Origin of the sequence: Streptomyces sp. NPDC005791, assembly GCF_042871485.1 — a bacterium.
In the GTDB taxonomy this organism is placed as follows: Bacteria; Actinomycetota; Actinomycetes; order Streptomycetales; family Streptomycetaceae; genus Streptomyces.
Genome location: NZ_JBIAIP010000006.1, coordinates 29908 through 52700, shown reverse-complemented (window position 1 = coordinate 52700; position 22793 = coordinate 29908). Strand labels below are relative to the sequence as shown.

General features: G+C 69.4%; 20 protein-coding genes. 13 read left to right on the top strand and 7 right to left on the bottom strand.

Annotated features, from left to right (window positions below):
• Window positions 1-4 precede the first annotated feature (4 nt).
• Window positions 5-1657: an FAD-dependent oxidoreductase gene (locus ACFYSH_RS13685; RefSeq protein WP_388752421.1), complete on the top strand. Its 1653-nt coding sequence runs from the start codon at window positions 5-7 to the stop codon at window positions 1655-1657.
• A 52-nt stretch (window positions 1658-1709) separates the two neighbouring features.
• Here ACFYSH_RS13685 and ACFYSH_RS13680 read toward each other — a convergent pair whose 3' ends face one another.
• Complete coding sequence (locus tag ACFYSH_RS13680; protein WP_359468308.1) at window positions 1710-3065, bottom strand: lysine N(6)-hydroxylase/L-ornithine N(5)-oxygenase family protein; 1356 nt, start codon at window positions 3063-3065, stop codon at window positions 1710-1712.
• A 246-nt stretch (window positions 3066-3311) separates the two neighbouring features.
• On the opposite strand from ACFYSH_RS13680, the gene ACFYSH_RS13675 reads away from it, so the two are divergent.
• Window positions 3312-4259, top strand: a complete 948-nt coding sequence (locus ACFYSH_RS13675; protein ID WP_359468305.1) for a methionyl-tRNA formyltransferase — start codon at window positions 3312-3314, stop codon at window positions 4257-4259.
• A gap of 37 nt (window positions 4260-4296) precedes the next feature.
• Window positions 4297-4890: a MarR family winged helix-turn-helix transcriptional regulator gene (locus ACFYSH_RS13670; RefSeq protein WP_359468301.1), complete on the top strand. Its 594-nt coding sequence runs from the start codon at window positions 4297-4299 to the stop codon at window positions 4888-4890.
• A 328-nt stretch (window positions 4891-5218) separates the two neighbouring features.
• Here ACFYSH_RS13670 and ACFYSH_RS13665 read toward each other — a convergent pair whose 3' ends face one another.
• Both ACFYSH_RS13665 and ACFYSH_RS13660 read right to left on the bottom strand, forming a co-directional pair.
• Window positions 5219-5581: a DUF4180 domain-containing protein gene (locus ACFYSH_RS13665; RefSeq protein ID WP_359468298.1), complete on the bottom strand. Its 363-nt coding sequence runs from the start codon at window positions 5579-5581 to the stop codon at window positions 5219-5221.
• Window positions 5582-5635: 54 nt separating this feature from the next.
• Window positions 5636-6061 (bottom strand): hypothetical protein, encoded by a 426-nt coding sequence (locus ACFYSH_RS13660; protein ID WP_388752416.1) that lies wholly within the window; start codon window positions 6059-6061, stop codon window positions 5636-5638.
• A gap of 406 nt (window positions 6062-6467) precedes the next feature.
• On the opposite strand from ACFYSH_RS13660, the gene ACFYSH_RS13655 reads away from it, so the two are divergent.
• The 3 genes from ACFYSH_RS13655 (at window position 6468) to ACFYSH_RS13645 (ending at window position 9738) form a co-directional block, all read left to right on the top strand.
• Entirely contained in the window at window positions 6468-6839 is a 372-nt protein-coding gene (locus ACFYSH_RS13655) for a YciI family protein (RefSeq protein WP_359474214.1), read from the top strand.
• A gap of 49 nt (window positions 6840-6888) precedes the next feature.
• A complete protein-coding gene (locus ACFYSH_RS13650) occupies window positions 6889-8148 on the top strand; it encodes an RNA polymerase sigma factor (RefSeq protein WP_388752413.1) in 1260 nt (419 codons plus the stop codon).
• 144 nt (window positions 8149-8292) lie between these two features.
• Window positions 8293-9738: a glyceraldehyde-3-phosphate dehydrogenase gene (locus tag ACFYSH_RS13645; protein ID WP_359474209.1), complete on the top strand. Its 1446-nt coding sequence runs from the start codon at window positions 8293-8295 to the stop codon at window positions 9736-9738.
• A 55-nt stretch (window positions 9739-9793) separates the two neighbouring features.
• On the opposite strand, the gene ACFYSH_RS13640 is transcribed toward ACFYSH_RS13645, so the two are convergent.
• From ACFYSH_RS13640 to ACFYSH_RS13625, 4 genes are all read right to left on the bottom strand, one after another.
• Window positions 9794-10798, bottom strand: a complete 1005-nt coding sequence (locus ACFYSH_RS13640; RefSeq protein ID WP_359474206.1) for an alpha/beta hydrolase-fold protein — start codon at window positions 10796-10798, stop codon at window positions 9794-9796.
• Window positions 10799-10847: 49 nt separating this feature from the next.
• Window positions 10848-13007 carry a SpoIIE family protein phosphatase gene (locus ACFYSH_RS13635; RefSeq protein WP_359474203.1) on the bottom strand — a complete coding sequence of 720 codons (2160 nt, stop codon included), beginning with the start codon at window positions 13005-13007 and terminating at the stop codon, window positions 10848-10850.
• Between the two features lie 227 nt (window positions 13008-13234).
• Window positions 13235-14419 carry a GDSL-type esterase/lipase family protein gene (locus tag ACFYSH_RS13630; RefSeq protein ID WP_388752408.1) on the bottom strand — a complete coding sequence of 395 codons (1185 nt, stop codon included), beginning with the start codon at window positions 14417-14419 and terminating at the stop codon, window positions 13235-13237.
• A gap of 61 nt (window positions 14420-14480) precedes the next feature.
• On the bottom strand, window positions 14481-15050 hold the full coding sequence (locus tag ACFYSH_RS13625; RefSeq protein WP_359474197.1) for a TetR/AcrR family transcriptional regulator: 570 nt from the start codon (window positions 15048-15050) through the stop codon (window positions 14481-14483).
• Between the two features lie 419 nt (window positions 15051-15469).
• Here ACFYSH_RS13625 and ACFYSH_RS13620 point away from each other — a divergent pair, with 419 nt between their 5' ends.
• From ACFYSH_RS13620 to ACFYSH_RS13590, 7 genes are all read left to right on the top strand, one after another.
• Entirely contained in the window at window positions 15470-15607 is a 138-nt protein-coding gene (locus tag ACFYSH_RS13620; RefSeq protein ID WP_359474194.1) for a hypothetical protein, read from the top strand.
• Window positions 15604-15693, top strand: a complete 90-nt coding sequence (gene kdpF / locus ACFYSH_RS13615) for a K(+)-transporting ATPase subunit F (RefSeq protein WP_359474191.1) — start codon at window positions 15604-15606, stop codon at window positions 15691-15693. The genes ACFYSH_RS13620 and kdpF overlap by 4 nt, the downstream gene beginning before the upstream one ends.
• Before the next feature lie 7 nt (window positions 15694-15700).
• On the top strand, window positions 15701-17365 hold the full coding sequence (kdpA, locus tag ACFYSH_RS13610) for a potassium-transporting ATPase subunit KdpA (protein ID WP_388752402.1): 1665 nt from the start codon (window positions 15701-15703) through the stop codon (window positions 17363-17365).
• Window positions 17362-19461 (top strand): potassium-transporting ATPase subunit KdpB, encoded by a 2100-nt coding sequence (kdpB, locus tag ACFYSH_RS13605; protein ID WP_388752399.1) that lies wholly within the window; start codon window positions 17362-17364, stop codon window positions 19459-19461. The genes kdpA and kdpB overlap by 4 nt, the downstream gene beginning before the upstream one ends.
• Window positions 19462-19482: 21 nt before the next feature.
• Entirely contained in the window at window positions 19483-20160 is a 678-nt protein-coding gene (locus ACFYSH_RS13600) for a potassium-transporting ATPase subunit C (RefSeq protein ID WP_359474182.1), read from the top strand.
• 433 nt (window positions 20161-20593) lie between these two features.
• Window positions 20594-21592 (top strand): glycoside hydrolase family 11 protein, encoded by a 999-nt coding sequence (locus ACFYSH_RS13595; RefSeq protein ID WP_359474179.1) that lies wholly within the window; start codon window positions 20594-20596, stop codon window positions 21590-21592.
• A gap of 112 nt (window positions 21593-21704) precedes the next feature.
• On the top strand, window positions 21705-22694 hold the full coding sequence (locus ACFYSH_RS13590) for a polysaccharide deacetylase family protein (RefSeq protein WP_388752396.1): 990 nt from the start codon (window positions 21705-21707) through the stop codon (window positions 22692-22694).
• The last annotated feature ends 99 nt before the right edge of the window (window positions 22695-22793 follow it).

The window sequence follows — 22793 nt, the reverse complement described above, 5'->3', positions numbered from 1 at the left end:
CGAGATGACCTACGCCATCACCCAGACGTGCTGCAGCGACGCCACCTGTGTCTCGGTGTGCCCTGTCAACTGCATCCATCCGACGCCGGAGGAACCGGACTTCGGCCGGACCGAGATGCTGTACATCGACCCGAAGTCCTGTATCGACTGCGGCGCCTGCGCCGACGCCTGCCCGGTGGAGGCGGTCTTCCCGCTGGACCGCCTGCCTGCCGCACAACAGGAGTACGGTCCGCTCAACGCGGCGTACTTCGCGGACAAGGGGTCCGGTCAGGACGTACCCGAGGGGCCGAACTTCCACGTGTGGGGGGAGCCTTCCTTCGAGCGCGGCCTGCCGTCGGACTTCGCGCCGATCCGGGTCGCGGTGGTGGGCACCGGGCCGGCCGGGATGTACGCCGCCGAGGACCTGCTGCTGCACACCAGCGCCGAGGTGACGCTTCTCGACCGGCTGCCCGTCGCGGGCGGGCTCATCCGCTACGGTGTGGCGCCCGATCACCTGTCGACGAAGAAGGCCGGCGACACGTTCGCGAGATTCCACACCCACCCGAGGGTGCGCATGCACCTCGGCCTGGAGGTGGGCCGGGACATCACGCCGGAGGAACTCGCCGCGCATCACGACGCGGTGATCTACGCCGTCGGCGCCCCGGCCGGCCGCCGGCTGGGGATTCCCGGCGAGGACCTGGCCGGCAGTATCTGCGCGACGACGTTCGTCTCCTGGTACAACGCCCACCCCGAGGTCGCCCAGGACGCCGTCGGCCTGTCCTCGGAGCGGGTCGTCGTGGTCGGCAACGGCAATGTGGCCCTCGACGCGGCACGGATCCTGGTCTCGGACCCCGATGCGCTGGCCACCGGCGACATCGCCGGCCACGCGCTGGAGGCGCTGCGCGCCGGTTCGGTACGCGAGGTGGTGCTGCTGGGGCGGCGAGGGCCCGAGGACGCGGCGTACACCCGGTCCGAACTGCTCGCGCTCACGCATCTGACCGGCGTGGAGTTGGTCGTCGACGACCACGATCCTCGGACCGGGGCGGCGATCGACGCCGCGGGCCCGGGCGACAGGGCCGCGCTGTTGCGGGGAGCCACCCGGGAGACGGTGGACTGGGCGTCCCCGCCGCCGGCCGGGCGCCGCATCGTGTTCCGTTTCCACTCCGCACCGGTGGAGGTCCTCGGTGACGGCGGCATCCGCGCCGTGCGGGTGACCGGCGGCGACGACGAACGGGAGATCCCGGCCGGGCTGCTGCTACGGGCCGTCGGCCGGCGCGGACTGCCGATTCCCGGGCTGCCGTTCGACGAGGCGACGGGAACCGTTCCGCACGAGGGCGGCCGGGTGACGGGCCTGCCGGGGGCGTACGTCGTGGGATGGATCAAGCGCGGCCCCTCGGGTGGCATCGGGGCCAACCGGACCTGCGCCGCGGAGACCGTGGGCACGCTGCTGGACGACGCGGTGGCCGGCACGCTGGCCGCGCCGGAGCACGGGGCGAAAGCGTTCCAGCGTCTCGTGCGCCGCCGGAACCCGAGGACCGTGGACGCCCGCGGCCTGGCGGAGATCGAGCGTGCCGAACTGGCCCTGGGGCGCCGCGACGGCCGCCCCCGGGTCAAGCTGGCGACGCTTCCCGAGCTGGTGGCAGCGGCCAGGGGCGGCCGGCGGCGTGTTCCCGGCTGACCGGGACCCGGCCCTGGCCCGCTGACGGTGTCGGCGGGCCAGGCCGCGCGCGTCAGAGGGGTGCGCTGATCTCGCCGACGGCGTCGTGAGCCGGCCCGGCCGCGTTGCTCGGTCCGCGTTCCACGATCGAGTCGAGGATCTCGCCGACCCTGATCGCGGTGTTCGACAGCAGGGACGAGGTGATGCCGTGGGTGTGCTCCGTGCCGCCTTGCAGATAGACACCACACCTGAGTCCGGGATCGGTCGCCACGCGGTAGTCGCGCTCGACGCGGACACGCCCCTGGTCGTCGAGCCGGCAGTACTGTCCGATCTCGCCGAGGAGGCCGAGGGAGTCGGCCGACCGGTAGCCGGTGGCGTAGACGACCACATCGGCGTCCAGCGTCGTCCGTTCCCCGGTGACCAGCGATTCGACCGTGGTGCTGACCGTGTCCGGCGTCTCGATGGCGTCGACCACCCGGGAGACGTTGAGGAACCGCAGTCGCTCCTTGCCGAGCACCTTCTCCTGGTAGGCCGTGCGGTAGAGGTCGTCGATGAGGTCGATGTCCACCACGGCATAGTTGGTGTTGCCGTGATAACCCATCAGTTTGCGCTTGGTCTCGTCCGGAGCCGTGTAGTACTCGTCGACCGCGTCCGGATCGAAGATCCGGTTGGCGAAACCGCTGTCGTCGGCGGGGCTGTAGCCGTAGCGGGAGAAGACCGCGCAGACCTCGGCCTCGGGGAAACGACGATGCAGATACGCCACGTTCTCCGCGGCGCTCTGACCGGCACCGACGACGACGAAGCGGGTCGGGGACCCGGCCCCGTCCAGGCCTTCCACCTTGGCCAGCAGGTCGGAGGTGTGCCAGATCCGGTCCGTTCGCTCGACGCCCTCGGGCATCTGGGGTCGCAGGCCCGTACCGATCACGAGGTTACGCGCCCGGTGCACCACGACCTCCGATCCCGATCGCGCGGTCACGTCCACGTACTCCACGACTCCGTCACACACGACGGGCCGGACGGCGATGACCTCGTGCCCGTAGGACACCATGTCGTCCACCTTGGCGGCGGCCCACTCGAAGTAGTCATGGAACTCGACGCGCAGCGGGAAGAGGCTCTTGCCGTTGACGAAGTCGACCAGGCGCCCCTGGCTCTGCAGGTAGCAGAGGAAGCTGTATTCGCTCGACGGGTTCCGCAGCGTCACCAGGTCCTTGAGGAAGGAGACCTGCATCGTGGCGTCGTCGATCAGCATCCCGCGGTGCCAGCCGAATCGCGGCTGCTTCTCGAAGAAGTGAGCGGTGACGGCCTGCTGCCTGCCGACGCGTGCGTTGCGCTCGGTGAGCGCGATCGCCATGGCCACGTTGGACGGTCCGAAGCCGATTCCTATGAGGTCGTGGACCAGTGGCGCGTCGTCGGGTGAAGGCTGTGACATGGGACTCCCATCGTGCGGGGGGCAGCCGCTTGGCGGACATGGGGACAACGGAACAGGGCACACCGACGGAGCGGCAGCCGAGTAGCAACTTAGGTAAAGCTAACCTCATCACGTCGCGCTGTCGACAGGGCGGGCGGGTGAACTCCGGCCAGTTGCCGTCAACTCGACTTGCCGGGTTACCTATTGAACGCTTAGGTTAGGCTTGCTTTACTAAGAATCTTCTGTTGTCGTTCCGAGGAGAAATCCATGCGGGTTGTCATGTTCGGCTATCAGACGTGGGGGCACCGGACCCTGCGGGCTCTCCTGGACGCCGGCCATGACGTGGCGTCGGTGGTGACGCATCCCAGGAGCGAGCACGCGTACGAGAAGATCTGGAGCGACTCGGTCGCCGATCTCGCCGAGGAGAACGGCGTGCCCGTCCTGATCCGCAGTCGGCCCGACGACGAGGAGTTGCTCGCTCGCCTCAAGGAGGCGGATCCGGACATCATCGTGGCCAACAACTGGCGTACGTGGATCCCCCCGCACATCTACGGCCTCCCCCGGCACGGCACGCTGAACGTGCACGACTCGCTGCTGCCGAAGTACGCGGGCTTCTCGCCCCTGATCTGGGCGCTGATCAACGGGGAGCGCGAGGTGGGTGTGACCGCGCACCTGATGGACGCCGAGCTCGACGCCGGCGACATCGTGGTGCAGCGCGCGGTGGAGGTCGGGCCCGCCGACACGGCCACGGACCTGTTCCACAAGACCGTCGACCTCATCGCCCCCGTCGTCACGGACGCGTTGGACCTCATCGCCTCGGGACGTACGGACTTCACCGCGCAGGACCGGTCCCAGGCCACCTTCTTCCACAAGCGGTCGGACGAGGACATCCGCGTCGACTGGAACTGGCCGGCCGAGGACCTCGAACGTCTGGTACGCGCCCAGTCCGCTCCTTATCCCAGCGCGTTCACCCATCACCGGGGCAAGCGTCTGGAGATCGTGACGGCGGCCGTCTCGGAGGGGCGCTACGGCGGCACCCCCGGCCGCATCTTCTACCGCGAGGGCGACGGCGTGGTGATCGTCGCCGGGGCGGATGCCAGGACCGGCCGCAACCGCGGTCTGGCCATCACCCGGGTGCGTACGGAGGAGGGTGAGGAGATGCCCGCGACCGAGTACTTCACCTCGATGGGCGGCTACCTCACAGGCCGGCCCTGACGTCCGGCCGTCCGCCGTCGCCACGTAAGGAAGAACCATGCAACAGCCGAGCCCCCCGGCCGCGGTGAACTCATCCCGAGCCGGGGGCGCGACGCCCTCCAGCGTGCTTGATCTCAACGCCTATCTCATGTACGCGACGGGCAAAGCCGCACGCCGCAGGCTCACGGACACGCTGACGGCTCACGGACTGCGGCTGTGGCACCTGACCATCCTGGCCATGCTGGACGAGGCCGGACCGCTGTCCAAAGGAGACCTCGCCGCGCGACTGGACATGAACCAGAGTGATCTGACCAGGACGGTCACCGACCTGGACGCGGCCGGCTACGTGAAATGTGCCCGCGACCCCTCCGACCGCCGCCGCATCGAGGTCACCCTGACCCCTGCGGGCGGGCGTGCCCTGGCGCGGCTCAACTCCGATGTGTCCGCTGCCGAGGCAGAGCTCCTCACTCCGCTGACCCACGAGGAGCGTGACCGGTTCGCCTCCCTCCTGCACCGGGTGCACGCCCACCTCGAACGGGAGCGGGCGGGCATCGGCCACGTCGTCACCGAACCGGCCGAAACGGAGCAGGGTGGCGGGCACGACACGCATCCGGGCGCCCGTCGGCACACTGGAGCCCGCCCCTCCCGGTGAGGTGGGCGTGCACCCCGTCCTGCGGTGCCGCTGGTGGGTGACCGGTGGCACCGCCGTCGCCGGCGCAGTCGACGGCCTCGACGAGCGGCAGGTTGTGGACGCTGCCGAAGACGGTGCGATGCCGAGTTCGCGCAGGACGGTGACGAGGAGATCGCCTCCGTTGTCGTGGCGCATGGTGTCTCCTCAGAGGATGGAGCGGCCGACGCCACCGCTCCCCTCCGAGCGCCGGCAACTCGCGCGGCTGCTGCGCAAGCTGGAGGTCTCGATCCTCGACGCCGACCAGGAGCGGGCCGGAACGGCTCGGTAGCCGCCCCGACCCTTCAGGCCTTCAGGCCTTCAGCCGCTCGTTCAGCTCGCCCGCATCGGCGACGAACCACGTCTGACTCCCCCGGTTGCACTCCCGGACGAAGTCCCGGAGCGCCGAACTGCCCGCGGTATGGCGGGAGACATCGCCGAGTACGACCAGCCCCATGCGGTACTGGACGAATTTCTGGACGATGTCTCCCGCGACACGGGTTTCCAGCTGGAAGAAGTCCTCGCCGAGACGTTCGACCGGAACGACGACCCAACGGGCGCCCTGGTAGCCCGCGTCACCGATGAGATCCAAGGCCTCGCGTTCACCCCGGACGATCTCCCCCTCGGTGGTGCACAACAGAACAGGCACGTCATGGATGGTCCGCAGGGTGCTCATAGGTGGCAAGACTAAGCGGACCGGGCCGCCGTCCCGGCCTGCTGCGGGCCGAATTCACATCCTTGTCATGGTCGACCTGTAGCCGCCCCCGCCCGGGTAGACCCAGTCACCGGTCACACTGGTGCCGTCGGCACTGAAGGTGCCCTCGTAGTAGGCCGGGCTTCCCTTCGCCCCGGCCCAGATGATGAGCGTGTCGCCGGTCAGTTCGTAGACGTAGTCGAAGGTGTTGCCGTTCGAGTCGTAGTAGCGCGACACCACGTCCGCGCCGGCCGGCTCGCCGAACGGGCGCAGGTTCCCGATGACTTCCAGGCCGTTGACCGGCTCCCCGAACTGGGTGAGTTCGACGTGCTGGCTGAGGAAGAACCGGCCGGGCATCCAGGCGTACCGCACGGTCCCCTCGGCGCCGCCGGTCACCGCCCAGGTGCCGACCAGGCGGTCCAGGGCCTTCAGTTCGGCGCTCGGTCGGTTGGTCTCGGTCATCTCGTCCTCCTAGGGCGTGTTTCGAAAGTAGCGCCGTCCGCCCGAAGGGCGGGCCTGGCGGCGTCTGGTGCGTGCGATCGCAAGGCGGAGGGTCGCCCCGATACTGGATGTATCGGGGTGATCCCGACAACGCGGCGAGCGTGCGTGCCAGGCGTCGCCAGGCAGGCGGGACTTTCGAAACACGCCCTAGGTGGGTTCAGCGGCTACCTCGAATCCGTCAGCCCCTTCTCGACACACCTGTTGAGTGACACACGTCACATGAAGGGGGTGTCGAGATCTCAGCCACGGCCACGAGGTACCCGGTGGGACCCCGTCAGGGAGACTGAAGGACGGCCGCCACCACCGTCGTCCGCCGCACGCGCCGGCCTTCCCTGCCATCGCCAAGCATGATCGGAGAACAGACCCCGTGAAGTACTTGCTGCTCGGATACACCTCAGCCGCCGCCTGGGACGCCGCGACCGCCGATACCCCGACAGAGGAGGCGCTGGCCGCGTTCGCCGCGTACCAGAGGTTCGAGAAGGAACTGCTCGAGTCCGGAGAGCTCGTCGGCACCGAGGGCCTGGGCCACCCTGCGGTCAGCACCACGGTGAACCGGACCCCGGACGGCGTGACGGCGACCGACGGCCCGTTCGCCGAACTCAAGGAGGTCCTGGCCAGCTTCGCCGTCATCGATGTGACCGGCCGGGAGCGGGCCGTGGAGATCGCCTCGCGGATCGTGGAGGTACTGGGCGAACCGATCGAGGTGCGGCCGATCATGGGAGAGGACTTCACAGCATGACCGGGTGTCCTCCACGAGGCCCGGCACGGACAGCGGACCACTTCGACCGGTGAACGAAGGACCGGACACGACCACGGACCTCGAGCCCTTGCTCCGCGCTGAAGCGCCGCAGGTGCTCGGCGCGTTGGTACGGCGCTTCGGCCGCTTCGACGTCGCCGAGGACGCGGTGCAGGAGGCACTGCTCGCCGCGAGCCGGACATGGCCGGCCGAAGGCGTGCCCGAGAATCCGCGCAGCTGGCTGATCCGGATCGGCTACCGGCGGATGGTCGATCTGCTCCGCTCCGAGCAGGCGCGTCGCCGACGTGAGCAGGAAGTCGGCATGGCCGAACTGGCCATGCGGGAACCGGCCCGCCAGGGGGGACCCGCGCAGGAGACCGACGACAGCCTCACCCTGCTGCTGCTCTGCTGTCACCCCGCGCTGAGCCCCGCCTCCCAGGTGGCGCTCACCCTGCGCGCGGTCGGCGGTCTGACGACCGCCGAGATCGCGCACGCCTACGGCACGGCGGAGACCACCCTGGGGACGCGGATCAGCCGCGCCAAACAGCAGTTGGTCCGCGCCGGGGCCCGCTTCACCGCACCGACCGCCGCCGACCGGGACACCCGCATGGCCACCGTCATGCGGGTGCTCTATCTGATCTTCAACGAGGGCTACACGGCCTCCGCCGGTGACGAACTCGCCCGCATCTGTCTGACCGACGAGGCGATCCGGCTGACCCGGGTGCTCGGCGAGACCGCGCCGGACGACGCCGAGGTGACCGGCCTGCTGGCGCTGATGCTGCTCACCGAGTCGCGGCGCGCGGCCCGCCTGGACGTCGACGGCGCCCTGGTGCCGCTGGACGAGCAGGACCGCACACGCTGGGATCGCGCTCTGATCCACGAGGGCACCCAGTTGGTCGACGGCGTCTGGAGCCGGCGCGCGATCGGCCCGTACCAGCTGCAGGCGGCCGTCGCGGCCCTGCACGCGGCAGCCGCGGCGCCGGAGCGGACGGACTGGCCGCAGATCGCGATGCTGTACCTCTGGCTCGAACGACTCACCCCGACCGCGCCGGTGCGGCTGAGCCGGGTGGTCGCGGTCGCCCAGGCTTTCGGGCCGGCCCGGGGGATGGCGCTGTTGGACGACCTCAACCGGCGCCACGGACTGGATCAGGCCCCCCTTACCCGGCAGAGGGAACGCGCGGTGCGCGCCCACCTGTTGCAGATGACCGGTGACGCGTCCGGTGCGGCGACGCTGTACCGGGAGGCGGCCGCTCTGACCGGCAACCAGGTCGAGCGCCGCTACCTGCTCGACGAAGCCGATCGCCTCATCTGACCGGCCCGAGCCCGATGGCTCCCCGGCCGCCGCCGGCGCCGCCTCGGCTGGTCACCCCTCCGGAACCAGGACGCCGAACCGCTTGCCTGGTCAAAATCGAGTGCGGTTAACATATGAGCACCGCCTAGCTCGAAAGATGGACTTGTGACTGCCACCGAGGACTCGTTCACCAATTGGAAGACCCGCGAGGAGATCGCGGAGTCGATGATCCCGATCATCGGGAAGCTGCACCGGGAACGGGACGTCACGATCCTGCTCCACAGCCGCTCCCTGGTGAACAAGTCGGTGGTCAGCATCCTCAAGACCCACCGGTTCGCACGGCAGATAGCCGGCGAGGAGCTCTCGGTCACCGAGACCCTGCCGTTCCTGCACGCCCTCACCGCGCTCGACCTCGGCCCGTCGCAGATCGACCTCGGCATGCTCGCCGCGACGCACCGGGCCGACGACCGCGGTCTGTCGGTGGAGGACTTCACCGCGGAGGCCGTGGCAGGCGCCACCGGAGCCAACAAGACGGAGCGCCGCGAAGCGCGTGACGTGGTCCTCTACGGTTTCGGCCGCATCGGCCGCCTCCTGGCGCGCCTGCTCATCGAGAAGACCGGCTCCGGCAACGGCCTGCGGCTGCGCGCCGTCGTCGTACGTCAGGGCGCCGGCCAGGACCTCGTGAAGCGCGCCTCGCTGCTGCGCCGCGACTCCATCCACGGCCAGTTCCAGGGCACGATCACCGTCGACGAGGCGAACAGCAGGATCATCGCCAACGGCAACGAGATCCAGGTGATCTACTCCGACGACCCGACGTCGGTCGACTACACGGCGCACGGCATCAAGGACGCCATCCTCATCGACAACACGGGCCGCTGGCGCGACCGCGAGGGGCTGTCCAGGCACCTTCGGCCCGGCATCGCGAAGGTCGTCCTGACGGCGCCCGGCAAGGGCGATGTCCCCAACATCGTGCACGGCGTCAACCACGACACCATCAAGCCGGGCGAGCAGATCATCTCCTGTGCCTCCTGCACCACCAACGCGATCGTCCCACCGCTGAAGGCGATGGCGGACGAGTACGGCGTACTGCGCGGCCACGTGGAGACCGTCCACTCGTTCACCAACGACCAGAACCTGTTGGACAATTACCACAACTCGGACCGCCGTGGCCGCTCGGCGCCGCTCAACATGGTCATCACCGAGACAGGTGCCGCCTCCGCGGTCACCAAGGCACTGCCCGACCTCGAGGCGAAGATCACCGGCAGCTCGATCCGCGTCCCGGTGCCGGACGTCTCGATCGCGATCCTCAACCTGCAGCTGGCGCGCGGCACCAACCGCGAGGAAGTCCTCGACTACCTCCGCAACGTGTCGCTGACCTCGCCGCTCAGGCGCCAGATCGACTTCATCACCGCTCCCGACGCGGTTTCCAGCGACTTCATCGGTTCGCGCCACGCCTCGATCGTCGACGCGGGCGCCACCAAGGTCGAGGGCGACAACGCGATTCTCTACCTCTGGTACGACAACGAGTTCGGCTACTCCTCGCAGGTCGTCCGGGTCGTCCAGCACGTCTCCGGCGTCGAGTACCCGACCTACCCGGCCCCGGCGGCCTGATCCGTCCGGCCGGCGGCTCCCTGCGCCGGGACCCGCCGGCCGGACGGTCCGGGTGTCACCGGCGCAGGGCCGCCGTCAGCATCGGCAGCGCGCGGCGCAGTTCCCTGTACCCGTACGTCCCGCTGTGTCCGCCCGCGTAGAAGTGCGTGGTGACGGGCGCGCCGAGGGAGGTGAGCCGGTCGCCGAGCATCCGCGTCTCCTCGCCGCAGACGGCTTCGGTGACGGACACGACACCGTCGTCGGCGAGCGCGACCCACTTCTCGGTGCCGGGGATGTGGGGGTCTGGTTCGTCTCCGTCGAGCGGGCCGGGCTTCCCGTCGCCCGAGGCCAGATGGACGGGAGTGTGACGCAGTCCCGCGGCATGGTGGTACGGGTCCCAGTCGATCCAGGTCTTCCACTGTTTCCACGGGTCGCCGAAGATCGCGTATCCGTCCACTCCGACGAACTTCGCTCCGGAGAGCCACATCTCCGGGTGCCTGACCGGATGCACGGGTGCTCCGAAAGCGGCGACGGCACCGAACAGCCCCGCGACCCGGGACGCGATTCCGAGGGCGCCGAAGCCTCCCTGGGACTCCCCCGCCACAGCCCGGTTCGGCCCGGCGCCGTAGTCCCGCTCCACCAGGGGCACGACTTCGCGGAGGAAGTACGTGCGTACCCGGGGAGGACCGGCCGTGCCGTGGTTCCACCAGTCCGTCCAGAAGCCGAACAGCGGCATGGCCGGCATGACCACCAGGACATCGCGCAGCTCGGTGAGATCCTGCACCCTGAACAGGGTCGTCCAGGTGGTGTGGTCGCCGTCTCCGCCCGCCAGCAGGTAGAGCGTGGGCCAGCGGTCTCCGGGCCGGCGCCGGTCCCAGCCCCGTGGTGTCAGCAGGGCCACGGTGCTCCGGCCGCCCAGGGCCGTGGAGTCGAAGGTGAGATCAATCAGTCGTTCGTCCAGTCGGCGTTCGGTGACGGGCTCGTCGGTGGCGCCTGCGGGGGCTGCGGCACCGAGGAGCGCGCCGGCGCCCAGCAGGGCGCCACCCGCCAGGACGGTGCGGCGTGTGTGTGCGTGCGACATACCTGAGTTGTCGGCCGGCTGACCGCTCACCTTGAACCTCGGACCGGTTTCACACCAGGTTCGCCTCGTCCGTGCCCGGCAACGGCTGTTCCGCCCAGATGGTCTTACCCGTGCCGGTGTAACGGGTGCCCCAGCGTTCGGTGAGACTCGCGACGAGCAGCAGGCCACGCCCGCCTTCGTCGTAGATCCGGGCGCGGCGCAGATGGGGGGCGGTGCTGCTGCCGTCGAAGACCTCGCAGACGAGCGCGGTGCCCCGGATGAGGCGGAGACGGATCGGATCGCCGCCGTAGCGGATGGCGTTGGTGACCAGCTCGCTGACGACCAGTTCGGTGGTGAACACGGCGTCGCCCAGCCCCCACTCCAGCAGTTGGGCGGAGGCGCGTTTGCGGGCGGTCGCCACGACGGCCGGATCCGCGGCCAGGTCCCACGAGGCGTAGTGGTTCGCGTCCAGACGACGGGTACGGGCCAGCAGCAGGGCGACGTCGTCGCCCTGCTGCTCGGGGACCATCGTGTCCATGACGGTGTCGCAGCTCTCCTCGAGGGAGTTGGCGGGGCGGCCGAGCAGCTCGCGCAGCTCGGCGAGCGCGGTGTCGATGTCCCTGCCCGCCGTCTCGATCAGTCCGTCCGTGTAGAGGGCCAGCCGGCTGCCCTCGGGCAGTTCGTACTCGACCGCTTCGAAGGTCAGGCCCCCCACTCCGAGCGGGGGCCCGGCGGGCAGGGCCAGTTGTTCGACGGTGCCGTCGGGGCGGATCAGCATCGGCTCCGGATGGCCGGCCCTGGCCAGCGTGCAGCATCCTGCCGTCGGGTCGTACACGGCGTACAGACAGGTGGCGCCGGCGACGGTCGCGCCGACGGCACTGTCCGCCGGTTCCTCGCGGTCCAGGGCGAGCACCAGGTCGTCGAGCTGGGTGAGCAGTTCCTCCGGGGCGAGGTCGACGTCGGAGAGGGTCCGCACGGCGGTGCGGAGCCTGCCCATGGTGGCCGACGCGTGGAGACCGTGGCCGACGACGTCTCCGACGACCAGGGCGACCCGGGCGCCGGAGAGCGGGATGACGTCGAACCAGTCACCTCCGATGCCGGCGCCGTTGGTGTTCGGAAGGTAGCGCGCGGTGACCTCGACCGCCTTCTGACGGGCGGCCCTGCGGGGCAGCAGACTGCGCTGCAGGGCGAGTGCCGTGGCCCTTTCACGGGTGTAGCGCCGGGCGTTGTCCACGCAGACGGCGGCGCGCGAGACCAGCTCGGCGGCCAGTTGCAGATCCGCGCCGCTGAATCCCCTGGGCGTCCGATGGCGGGCGAAGATCACGATGCCGAGTGTGATACCTCTAGCCCGCAGCGGGACGAGCAGCACCGAATGCACCTTGTTGACACGCATGCGCCGCCCACGCGTCGGTTTCTCGGCCGTCCACCGCAGCAGGGCCTCTTCGTCGACCGTGTGACGCGACGGCTCTCCGGCGATCAGAGCACGGCCCACCACGGAGTTCCCGTCGTAGTGATGGATCCCTCCGAGCGGGACGACCGATTCGGCATAGCCTTCCTGCACCGACCGTTGGGCCACCCGGTGGAAGGCGATCCTGTCCCGGTGCAGCACGGACCGCGCCTCGTCGCCCGCCATCACCTCGGACAACAGGTCGACGGTCACGAAATCGGCGAAGTCCTCGACGCCGAGCTCGACCAGCTCCTCGGCGGTGCGGCCCACATCGAGGGTACTGCCGATGCGCATGCTGGCCTTGTTCAGCACTGCCAGGCGTTGCCGTGCCCAGAACTGTTCCGTCGTGTCCAGTGTCACGACGGACACGCCCTGGACCTCACCGGCGGCGTCGCGTACGGGCGACATCGCCGCCTGCCAGATGTGCTCGCCGCCGTCCAGCCTGAGGTGCGTCTCGTACGGCTCGCCCACACCGGTCCTCAGCACCCGGCGAATGGCGTCGGACAGCCCTTTTCCACCCTCCAGGAGCTGCCCGGGCTCGATCTCCCCGGGCAACAGTCCGATCAGCGACGCCTCGGTCCTGTCGACCGCGTCGGCCGCCGCCCGATTGGCCATGGCGAGCACCTGGTCCCGGCCGAAGTAGGCCACAGGCACCGGCAGCTGCTCCAAAATCTGGCAGCGCACCTCGTCGGACGGTACGCGGACGGCTCCTCCGGCACTGTCAGCCGACGGCGTGGGCTCACCCGCAGCCGGGCCCGCACGACCCTGCTCGTCCATGTTCATGGGCCCATCACTCGTCCTCACCGCCTAGACAGGTCGCCCACGAACACACATATGCGACCTTTGTTCAAGGATGCCCGTGTGTGTCACCTCTCTCAACCGCCCCCGCCCCGTCACAGCCGTTTGGCTCAGCTCCGGCGGCGTCCGCCCCGCACGGGCGAGCGCGGGGAGCGCCGGCACCGTCAGGTCGGTGCGGGAGGACACCGTCGGTCTCGGGCCTGCTCGCGGGTTCAGGCGTCCGTGACGGCGAGCGGGCCTCCCGGGTGGAAGGCCAGCTGCGCGAAGCGTTCGCCGGTGCGGCGGTGCGTGGCGGCGTCCGGGTGCAGGGCGTCTGGAAGCGGCAGTTCAGCGGCGTCCTGCTCACCGTAGAGTGCACGGCCGTCGAGGTGGTACAGGTGCGGGTCCTCGGCCGCCCGCTGCTCGACTATGCGGGCGAGTTCCCCCCTGATGGTGCTCAGGGTGAGCTTCCCGGCAGCTGTTTCCGCGGGGTCGCCCCCGGCCCGGAAGTTCAGCTTTCCCACGCTCAGCGCGCTGTGGTCCGGTGCGCTGGGGCCCGGTGTGTTCTCGTGGATGGGGCACAGGATGGGCGAGACGACCACCAGCGGTGTGGTGGGGTGGCCTTCTCGGATCGTGTCGAGAAAGCCGTGGACGGCCGGGGTGAAGGCGCGCATCCGCATCAGATCGGCGTTGACCAGGTTGATTCCGATCTTGACGCTGATCCGGTCGGCAGGGGTGTCACGCAGGGTACGGGCGGTGAACGGATCGAGCAGGGCGCTGCCGGCGAACCCCAGGTTGGTCAGCTCCACACCGCCGAGGGCGGCGGCCAGCGCGGGCCAGGTGGTGGTGGGGCTCGCGGCGTCGGAACCATGGCTGATCGAACTGCCGTGGTGCAGCCACACCTTGCGCCCCCGGTCCGGGACCGGCTCGACGGGGGCATCGGCGCGCAGGGCGATCAGCTCGGTGGTCTCGTTGTGCGGCAGCCAGATCTCGACGTCCTTCGATGCGGCGGACAGACCGCTGAAGCGGAGCGTGCCGGCCGGTCCCGGCCGGACCTGTGAGGATCCGGTGGCCAGGTCGATGGTCAGGGTGTTCCCACCGGTGGCGCCGGCCTGGCCTGCGGGGCGGCCGTCGACCAGCAGGTCGTAGATCCCGTCCGGACGGGGCGGGGCGCCCGTGTACACCCGCTTGGTGGGCAGGGTGTCCAGCTCCACGACCGTCGCCCGCGTACGCAGGACGAGCCGTACGCCGGAGGGCTGCACCTCCGCCATGGCCAACGGGCCGTCGGTGTTCTGGGCGCGGGCACGGGCCGGCAGCCGGTGCGGCAGCAGACCGTGCTCGGTGCGCTCCAGCTCCAGAGCGCCGCGCACGAGGTCTTCGGTGAGGGGGATGGTCGTCAACTGGGTCCGGACGCTCATTTCCAGCTGCCTTTCCTGGTGTGCGTGTCTGCTTCCGGGCGGGAGGTGCCGAGCGGGCGGGTCAGGATTCGGGCCAGTTCCGCAGCAGGGCGTCGAGAGCGTCCAGGACCCGTGACCAGGTCTCCTGCGTGCCGGGGGCACTGTGGCTGAAGCTTCCGCCCGACTCCAGGCTGATGTAGCCGTGGAAGACGCTGCCCAGCAGCCTGACCGCGTGCGTCTGGTCCGGTTCCGTCAGGTCGTAGCCCCGCAGGATCGCCCGCGTCATCTGGGCGTGCCTGACGCCGGCGCCAGCCGCGGCCGCTTCCGGGTCGAGCCTGAGCTGCGCCGCGGCGTAGCGGCCCGGGTGCTCCCGGGCGTAGTCGCGGTAGGCGTTCGCGAACGCCTCCAGTGCGTCCTTGCCCGCCCGCCCGGCCAGAGCCGCGGCGACGCGGTCGGCGAGTTCGGCCAGGGCCAGGAGCGCGATCCTCGTCCTGAGGTCCTGGGAGTTCTTCAGATGCGAGTAGAGACTCGCGTCCTTGACGCCGAACTGCCGGGCGAGTGCCGCGACGGTCACCTTGTCGAAGCCGACCTCGTCGGCCAGCTCGGCTCCCGCCTGCGTAAGGCGTTCTGCGGTCAGTCCTGCTCGTGCCATGGCCACCATATCCTTCGGGGGGTTCGATTATGCGCCTGCCTAGGAGGCTTAGGCAAATATGCGACTCACCTAGGTTCAGCCTCTCTGGTCGCGCGAAGCGCACCGCTTGCGAGGCCGCAGGCCGATACCCGTCAGAGGCACCACGCAGCGCCACTGCTCGGCTGCCGCTCTCCGCGGCGGTGAGGACGGCGGTGTGCGCCTGACCGGCTCCCGACGGTGACGGACGGCGGCGCACCACCGGCTGTCGGCGCGCCGTGAATCGGTCGGCCATTTTCCGCAGTCGGGACGTCGTGAGCAGCGCACGGCCGACATATGAAAGGCCCGTCCGGTTCCGCGTACGCACCGCGTCAAGAAATCCGCGACGTCCGTATGGAGCCCGTCAACAGCGTGCAACACGGGACTTCTCCTGCGGTTTGCTCTTGCTCGGCCGCACCGGCCGCGTCCCACTCGTCCACTTCATACAGGAGCTCACGATGGCCGATCTGGCCTTCGTCGTCACCACGGTCGCGCTTTTCGCGCTGGTGGCTCTCATCGCGAGGGGGGTGACGAAGCTGTGATCGCGGAGAACATCGCCGGCCTGGTCGTGGCCGTCTCCCTGCTGGTCCACCTCGTCCTCGCGCTCGTACACCCGGAGAGGTTCTGAGCCCGACATGAGCCCCGTAACAGCTGGTGCGCTCCAGTTGCTCGCGCTGATTTCCGCGCTCGCCCTGGCATACCGTCCGCTCGGTGACCACATGGCCCGGGTCTACTCCTCGCACAAGCATTACCGGCCTGAGAAGTGGATCTACCGGGCCATCGGAGCCGATCCGTCCGCCTCGATGCGCTGGCCCGCCTATCTGCGCGGCGTACTCGCTTTCTCCACGGTGAGTGTCCTCTTCCTTTACGCGCTACAGCGCGTGCAGGGAATACTGCCCGGTTCGCTCGGCTTCGTGTCGATCGACCCGGACCAGGCGTTCAACACCGCGGCGTCCTTCGTGGCGAACACCAACTGGCAGTCCTACTACGGCGAACAGGCCATGGGCCACGTCGTACAGACGGGCGGCCTCGCGGTGCAGAACTTCGTCTCGGCCGCCGTCGGCATGGCCGTGGCCGTGGCCCTCGTACGTGGGTTCGCGCGTGCCCGCACCGGCGAGCTGGGCAACTTCTGGACGGATCTGGTGCGCGGCACCCTGCGCATCCTGCTGCCGATCGCGGTGATCGGTGCGCTCGTGCTGGTCGCGTGCGGCGTCCTCCAGAACTTCTCCGGCATCCACCCGGTCGGGCAGTTCACGGGCGACAGCCGTCAATGGAACGGCGGCGCGGTCGCATCCCAGGAGGTCATCAAGGAGCTCGGGACGAACGGCGGCGGCTACTTCAACGCCAACTCCGCCCACCCGTTCGAGAATCCGACTCCCTTCTCCAACCTGTTCGAGATCTTCCTGATCCTGCTGATCCCGTTCGCGCTGACCCGCACCTTCGGCCGCCTGGTGTGCGACCTGCGGCAGGGGTACGCGATCCTCGCCACGATGGCCACGGTCTGGATCGGCTTCACGGTTCTGATGATGTGGACCGAGTTCGCCCACCACGGTCCGGCTCTCGAGGCCGCCGGTGGAGCGATGGAGGGCAAGGAGACCCGCTTCGGCATCGCCGGGTCATCGATCTTCGCCGTGGCGACCACCCTCACCTCGACCGGCGCGGTCAACTCCTTCCACTCGTCGTACACGGGACTGGGCGGGGGCATCACCATGCTGGGCATGCAGCTGGGCGAGATCGCCCCGGGGGGCGTCGGATCGGGCCTCTACGGCATGCTGATCATGGCGATCATCGCGGTCTTCATCGCCGGCCTCATGGTCGGCCGTACACCCGAATACCTCGGCAAGAAGATCGGCACCCGCCAGATCAAGCTCGCGGCGTGCTACATCCTGATCACCCCGGCGCTGGTCCTCGGCTTCACCGCGGTCGCGATGGTCCTGCCCACTCCGGCCGACTCGATGACGAACAGCGGCGCCCACGGCTTCTCCGAGATCCTCTACGCCTACACCTCCGGCGCCAACAACAACGGCTCGGCGTTCGCCGGGCTGAACGCCGATACGCAGTGGTTCAACACCACTCTCGGCATCGTGATGCTGCTGGGCCGCTTCCTGCCGATCGTGTTCGTCCTGGCACTGGCCGGCTCGCTCGCCGAGCAGCGTCCCGTCCCGGCCACCACAGGCACTCTGCGCACCGACAGGCCCCTGTACGCAGGCCTGCTCGTCGGCACGATCCTCATCCTGACCGGTCTCACCTACTTCCCGGCCCTGGCGCTGGGTCCGCTCGCTGAAGGACTCGCCTCATGAGCACCGTCACCCCCACCCGCGCCCCGCACAAGGACGTGCCCGGCGACGGCGCCGCCGTGCCAGGCCGTGTCGGCGGGGGCCTCTTCGACCCGAGGCAGTTGCTCAGGTCCTTCCCGGACGCGGTGAGGAAGCTGGATCCGCGCGTCATGGTCAAGTCCCCGGTCATGTTCGTGGTGCTCGTCGGCTCGGTGCTCACCACCCTGCTGGCACTGAGGAATCCGGGTGACTGGTTCGGCTGGGCCATCGCGGCCTGGCTGTGGCTGACCACGGTCTTCGCCAACCTCGCCGAAGCTGTCGCGGAGGGACGCGGCAAGGCCCAGGCCGACACCCTGCGCAAGGCCAAGAGCGACACGGTCGCCCGCCGGCTGGAAGGCGGCGACGAGGTGGAGGTGCCCGGCACGCAGCTGCGCGTCGGCGACCTGGTCGTCTGCGAGGCGGGCGACATCATCCCCGGCGACGGTGATGTCGTCGAGGGGGTCGCGTCCGTCGACGAGTCCGCCATCACCGGCGAGTCCGCCCCGGTGATCCGCGAGTCCGGCGGTGACCGCAGCGCGGTCACCGGGGGGACGAAAGTGCTCTCCGACCGGATCGTCGTCAGGATCACCACCGAGCCGGGCAAGACCTTCATCGACCGGATGATCGCCCTGGTCGAGGGCGCTGCCCGGCAGAAGACCCCCAACGAGATCGCGCTCGACATCCTGCTCGCGTCGCTCACCATCGTCTTCCTGCTCGCCGTCGTGACGCTCCAGCCGTTCGCGGTCCACGCCGGCGCGAGGCAGTCGATGACCGTCCTCACCGCGCTGCTGGTCTGTCTGATCCCGACGACCATCGGCGCGCTGCTCTCCGCGATCGGCATCGCGGGCATGGACCGTCTCGTCCAGCGCAACGTCCTGGCCATGTCGGGGCGCGCGGTGGAGGCGGCGGGTGACGTCTCGACGCTGCTGCTCGACAAGACCGGCACGATCACGCTCGGGAACCGGCAGGCCTCGCAATTCGTGCCGTCGAAGGGTGTGACCGAGGCGGAACTGGCCGCCGCCGCACAGCTGTCGTCCCTGTCCGACGAGACCCCCGAGGGGCGCTCGATCGTGGCGCTCGCGAAGGAGAAGTACGGCCTGCGCGAACGCGGCCAGGGCGAACTCTCCCAGGCCGTATGGGTCACCTTCACTGCGCAGACCCGTATGTCGGGAGTGGACGTGAACGGCGTCAAGGCCCGTAAGGGGGCCGCCGGTTCGGTCATCGCCTGGGTGCGGGAGCGGGGCGGCCACGTCGCCGATGACGCGGGCCGGCTCGCCGACCGGATCTCGGAGGCAGGTGGTACGCCTCTGCTGGTCGCCGTCGAGGACGCGCAGGGCGCCCGGATCCTGGGCGTCGTCCACCTGAAGGACGTCGTCAAGGACGGGATGCGGGAGCGGTTCGACGAACTGCGCCGGATGGGCATCAGGACCGTCATGATCACGGGTGACAACCCGCTGACCGCCAAGGCGATCGCCGAGGAGGCGGGAGTCGACGACTTCCTCGCGGAGGCGACCCCCGAGGACAAGATGGCCCTCATCAAGCGGGAGCAGGCGGGCGGCAAGCTCGTCGCGATGACGGGGGACGGCACCAATGACGCCCCCGCACTCGCCCAGGCCGATGTCGGCGTGGCGATGAACACCGGCACCTCGGCCGCCAAGGAGGCCGGGAACATGGTGGACCTGGACTCCGACCCCACCAAACTCATCGAGATCGTCGAGATCGGCAAGCAGCTCCTCATCACCCGGGGCGCGCTGACCACCTTCTCCATCGCCAACGACGTGGCGAAGTACTTCGCGATCATCCCGGCCATGTTCGCCGTGGTCCACCCGGGCCTGGACAAGCTCGACGTGATGGGTCTCGCGTCACCCGAATCCGCCATCCTGTCCGCCGTCATCTTCAACGCGCTGATCATCATCGCCCTCGTACCGCTCGCCCTCAGGGGAGTCAGGTACCGGCCGGCCGGCGCCCACAGGATGCTCCGCCGCAACCTCGGGATCTACGGACTCGGCGGCCTGGTCGCCCCGTTCATCGGCATCAAGATCATCGACCTGCTCATCTCCCTCCTTCCCGGGCTCTCCTGAACCAGAAACGGCCGATCTGCCATGAACACCTCCCTCAAGAACACCGCCCGCCTGCTCGGGGCGGGGCTACGCGCCCTGCTCGTCCTGAGCGTCGTCTGCGGCGTCCTCTACCCGCTCGCCGTCACCGGCGCCGCCCAGGCGCTCTTCAGTGAGCAGGCCAACGGATCCGAGATCCGGGACGGGAGCGGACGCACCGTCGGGTCGTCCCTCATCGGGCAGACGTACGACCTGCCGAAGCAGGACCCGGACGATCCGCAGGAGCGGGCGAAGCCGGACCTGAAGTGGTTCCAGCCCCGACCGTCGAACGGCCTGGGCAGCAACAGCGTCAACCTCCAGTACTCACTTCTCCTCTCCGGAGCCACCAACCGCTCGGCGGACAATGCCGAACTGACCACGTGGGTCACCGAGGCGAAGGCGGCGGTCGTCGCGGACAACTCGACCCGGTCCTACACGGTGCGGCTCGAGGACGTACCGGCCGAGGCGGTCACGTCCTCCGGTTCGGGTCTCGACCCGCACATCTCCCCGGAGTACGCGAAGCTCCAGGTCCACCGGGTCGCCGAGCGGAACGGCCTCCCCGTCCAGCAGGTCGCGAAGCTCGTGGCCGAGCACACCGAGGGCCGCGTCCTCGGGTTCATGGGCGAGCCCCGGGTCAACGTGCTGGAGCTCAACATCGCGCTCAGGGAGGCGAGCAGGAGCTGACACACGCGGCCCCGGTCGCACGCGGGGGCGGCTCCGGAGACGGGACCGCCCCCACCTGTTCCTCACTCAGACGCCGAATAACACTCCGAAAGCTGTCGAAACTTTCGGAGTTACTTGCCCTCCCCTTGCGATCAGAGCTTTTCCATGCACACCTTCTGCCGCGCCGGCGTCGGCCTCGCACACCGATTGAGCTGGTAACACGCCACCGGCGACTCAACCCTCCCGGTTCGACGGTTTCGTAATTCCTGCCGCAACTATTGACACCCACCTGGGCCAGATCAACACTGTTCGCCGTCGACAGACCCCGGCTGCCGGCCGGGGCGCGGCACCGACGCGCGGCCGACGTCATCGCCTGTTCACGGACACCCACCGAGGGCGTCCCGCGCTGCCCGGAACCATCCGGCCGCACGAGAACGAGGAGGAAGACACGCACATGTTCAACGCACCCGCACAGCTGAAGAGCCGCACAGACGGCCGTCTCAGACGGTCCATCCGCAATGCCTTCGCCATGGCGATGGCCGCTGTCGCCGTGCTGGCCCTGCCCGGCACCGCCCATGCGGACACGGTCGTCAACTCGAACCGGACCGGCACCGACAACGGCTACTACTACTCCTTCTGGACCGACAGCCCCGGCACGGTCTCGATGAACCTGGCGTCCGGGGGCAACTACAGCACCTCGTGGAGCAACACCGGGAACTTCGTCGCCGGCAAAGGCTGGAGCACCGGCGGACGCAGGAGCGTGACCTACTCGGGCACCTTCAACCCGTCCGGCAACGCGTACCTGACCCTCTACGGATGGTCGACGAACCCGCTCGTGGAGTACTACATCGTCGACAACTGGGGCACCTACCGCCCGACGGGCACGTTCAAGGGCACCGTCACCAGCGACGGCGGCACGTACGACATCTACGAGACGACCCGCGTCAACGCCCCCTCCATCGAGGGCACGCGCACGTTCAAGCAGTTCTGGAGCGTCCGCCAGTCGAAGCGGACCGGCGGAACCATCACCACCGGCAACCACTTCGACGCGTGGGCCCGACAGGGGATGAACCTGGGCACCCACAACTACATGATCATGGCCACGGAGGGCTACCAGAGCAGCGGTAACTCCCACATCACCGTGGGCGGTACGTCCGGTGGTGGCGGTGACGGCGGTGGTGGCAACGGTGGCTGCACGGCCACCGTCACCGCGGGCGACAGGTGGAGCGACCGCTACAACCTCAACGTCTCGGTCACCGGCTCCAGCAACTGGACCGTCACCATGAACGTCCCCTCCCCCGCGAAAATCCTCTCCACCTGGAACACCGCGGCCACGTACCCCAGCGCACAGGTACTGACCGCCAGATCCAACGGCAGCGGCAACAACTGGGGCGCCACCATCCAGGCCAACGGCAACTGGACCTGGCCGACCGTCTCCTGCAGCACCGTCTGACGCCCGGACCACCAGCCACATCGCACGGTGCGGGGCGGTGGCTCGCCCGGACCCTCACCGTTCCGCACCCGGCGTTCTCCCCATGCCCACCAGACGAGAAGGGCTCACCCGCATGCGCATCACACCACGTCTGTCCCTACGGCCCGCTGTCACGGCACTGGCCGTCGCCGCGACGGCAGCGACCGCGACCGTCGCCGTCGGCACCGCGCCTTCCCACGCCGCCACCACTGCCGCGTGCAACGGATACGTCGGTCTCACTTTCGACGACGGTCCGTCGAGCAGCACCCCCGGCCTGCTCAACGCCCTGAAGCAGAACGGGCTGCGGGCCACGATGTTCAACCAAGGCCAGTACGCCGCGTCCAACCCGTCCCAGGTCCGGGCGCAGGTCGACGCCGGCATGTGGGTCGGCAACCACAGCTACACCCACCCGCACCTGACCCAGCAGAGTCAGGCGCAGGTCGACTCGGAGCTCTCCCGGACCCAGCAGGCCATCGCCGACGCCGGTGGGGGCACGCCGAAGCTGTTCCGCCCGCCGTACGGCGAGACCAACGCGACGGTGCAGGCGGCCGCGGCCAAGTACGGCCTGACCCAGATCACGTGGGACGTCGACTCGCAGGACTGGAACGGCGCGAGCACCGACGCGATCGTGCAGGCCAACGCCCGGCTCACCAACGGCCAGATCATCCTCATGCACGACTGGTCGGCCAACACGCTGGCCGCCGTCCCCCGCATCGCCCAGGGCCTGGCGAGCCGAGGGCTGTGCGCCGGCATGATCTCCCCGCAGACCGGCCGCGCGGTCGCCCCCGACAGCGGCGGCAACGGTGGCGGTGGCAACGGTGGCTGCACGGCCACCGTCACCGCGGGCGGCAGATGGAACGACCGCTACAACCTCAACGTCTCGGTCGCCGGCTCCAGCAACTGGACCGTCACCATGAACGTCCCCTCCCCCGCGAAAATCCTCTCCACCTGGAACACCGCGGCCACGTACCCCAGCGCACAGGTACTGACCGCCAGATCCAACGGCAGCGGCAACAACTGGGGCGCCACCATCCAGGCCAACGGCAACTGGACCTGGCCGACCGTCTCCTGCAGCACCGTCTGACGCCCGAGCACGTCCCGGGCCGCGGGAGCGGCGCCCTACCCGCCGCTCCTCCGGCTTCGACCGACCTCGCGCTCCAGCTCCTCCCGTCGTCGAGCCGGT

Coding starts and splice junctions, on each gene's coding strand:
- ACFYSH_RS13685 (WP_388752421.1), top strand. CDS start 5: ATGACCTACGCCATCACCCAGACGTGCTGCAGCGACGCCACCTGTGTC.
- ACFYSH_RS13590 (WP_388752396.1), top strand. CDS start 21,705: ATGCGCATCACACCACGTCTGTCCCTACGGCCCGCTGTCACGGCACTG.
- ACFYSH_RS13675 (WP_359468305.1), top strand. CDS start 3,312: ATGCGGGTTGTCATGTTCGGCTATCAGACGTGGGGGCACCGGACCCTG.
- ACFYSH_RS13595 (WP_359474179.1), top strand. CDS start 20,594: ATGTTCAACGCACCCGCACAGCTGAAGAGCCGCACAGACGGCCGTCTC.
- ACFYSH_RS13680 (WP_359468308.1), bottom strand. CDS start 3,065: ATGTCACAGCCTTCACCCGACGACGCGCCACTGGTCCACGACCTCATA.
- ACFYSH_RS13630 (WP_388752408.1), bottom strand. CDS start 14,419: ATGAGCGTCCGGACCCAGTTGACGACCATCCCCCTCACCGAAGACCTC.
- ACFYSH_RS13665 (WP_359468298.1), bottom strand. CDS start 5,581: ATGAGCACCCTGCGGACCATCCATGACGTGCCTGTTCTGTTGTGCACC.
- ACFYSH_RS13660 (WP_388752416.1), bottom strand. CDS start 6,061: ATGACCGAGACCAACCGACCGAGCGCCGAACTGAAGGCCCTGGACCGC.
- kdpB (WP_388752399.1), top strand. CDS start 17,362: ATGAGCACCGTCACCCCCACCCGCGCCCCGCACAAGGACGTGCCCGGC.
- kdpA (WP_388752402.1), top strand. CDS start 15,701: ATGAGCCCCGTAACAGCTGGTGCGCTCCAGTTGCTCGCGCTGATTTCC.
- ACFYSH_RS13625 (WP_359474197.1), bottom strand. CDS start 15,050: ATGGCACGAGCAGGACTGACCGCAGAACGCCTTACGCAGGCGGGAGCC.
- ACFYSH_RS13670 (WP_359468301.1), top strand. CDS start 4,297: ATGCAACAGCCGAGCCCCCCGGCCGCGGTGAACTCATCCCGAGCCGGG.
- ACFYSH_RS13600 (WP_359474182.1), top strand. CDS start 19,483: ATGAACACCTCCCTCAAGAACACCGCCCGCCTGCTCGGGGCGGGGCTA.
- ACFYSH_RS13640 (WP_359474206.1), bottom strand. CDS start 10,798: ATGTCGCACGCACACACACGCCGCACCGTCCTGGCGGGTGGCGCCCTG.
- ACFYSH_RS13635 (WP_359474203.1), bottom strand. CDS start 13,007: ATGAACATGGACGAGCAGGGTCGTGCGGGCCCGGCTGCGGGTGAGCCC.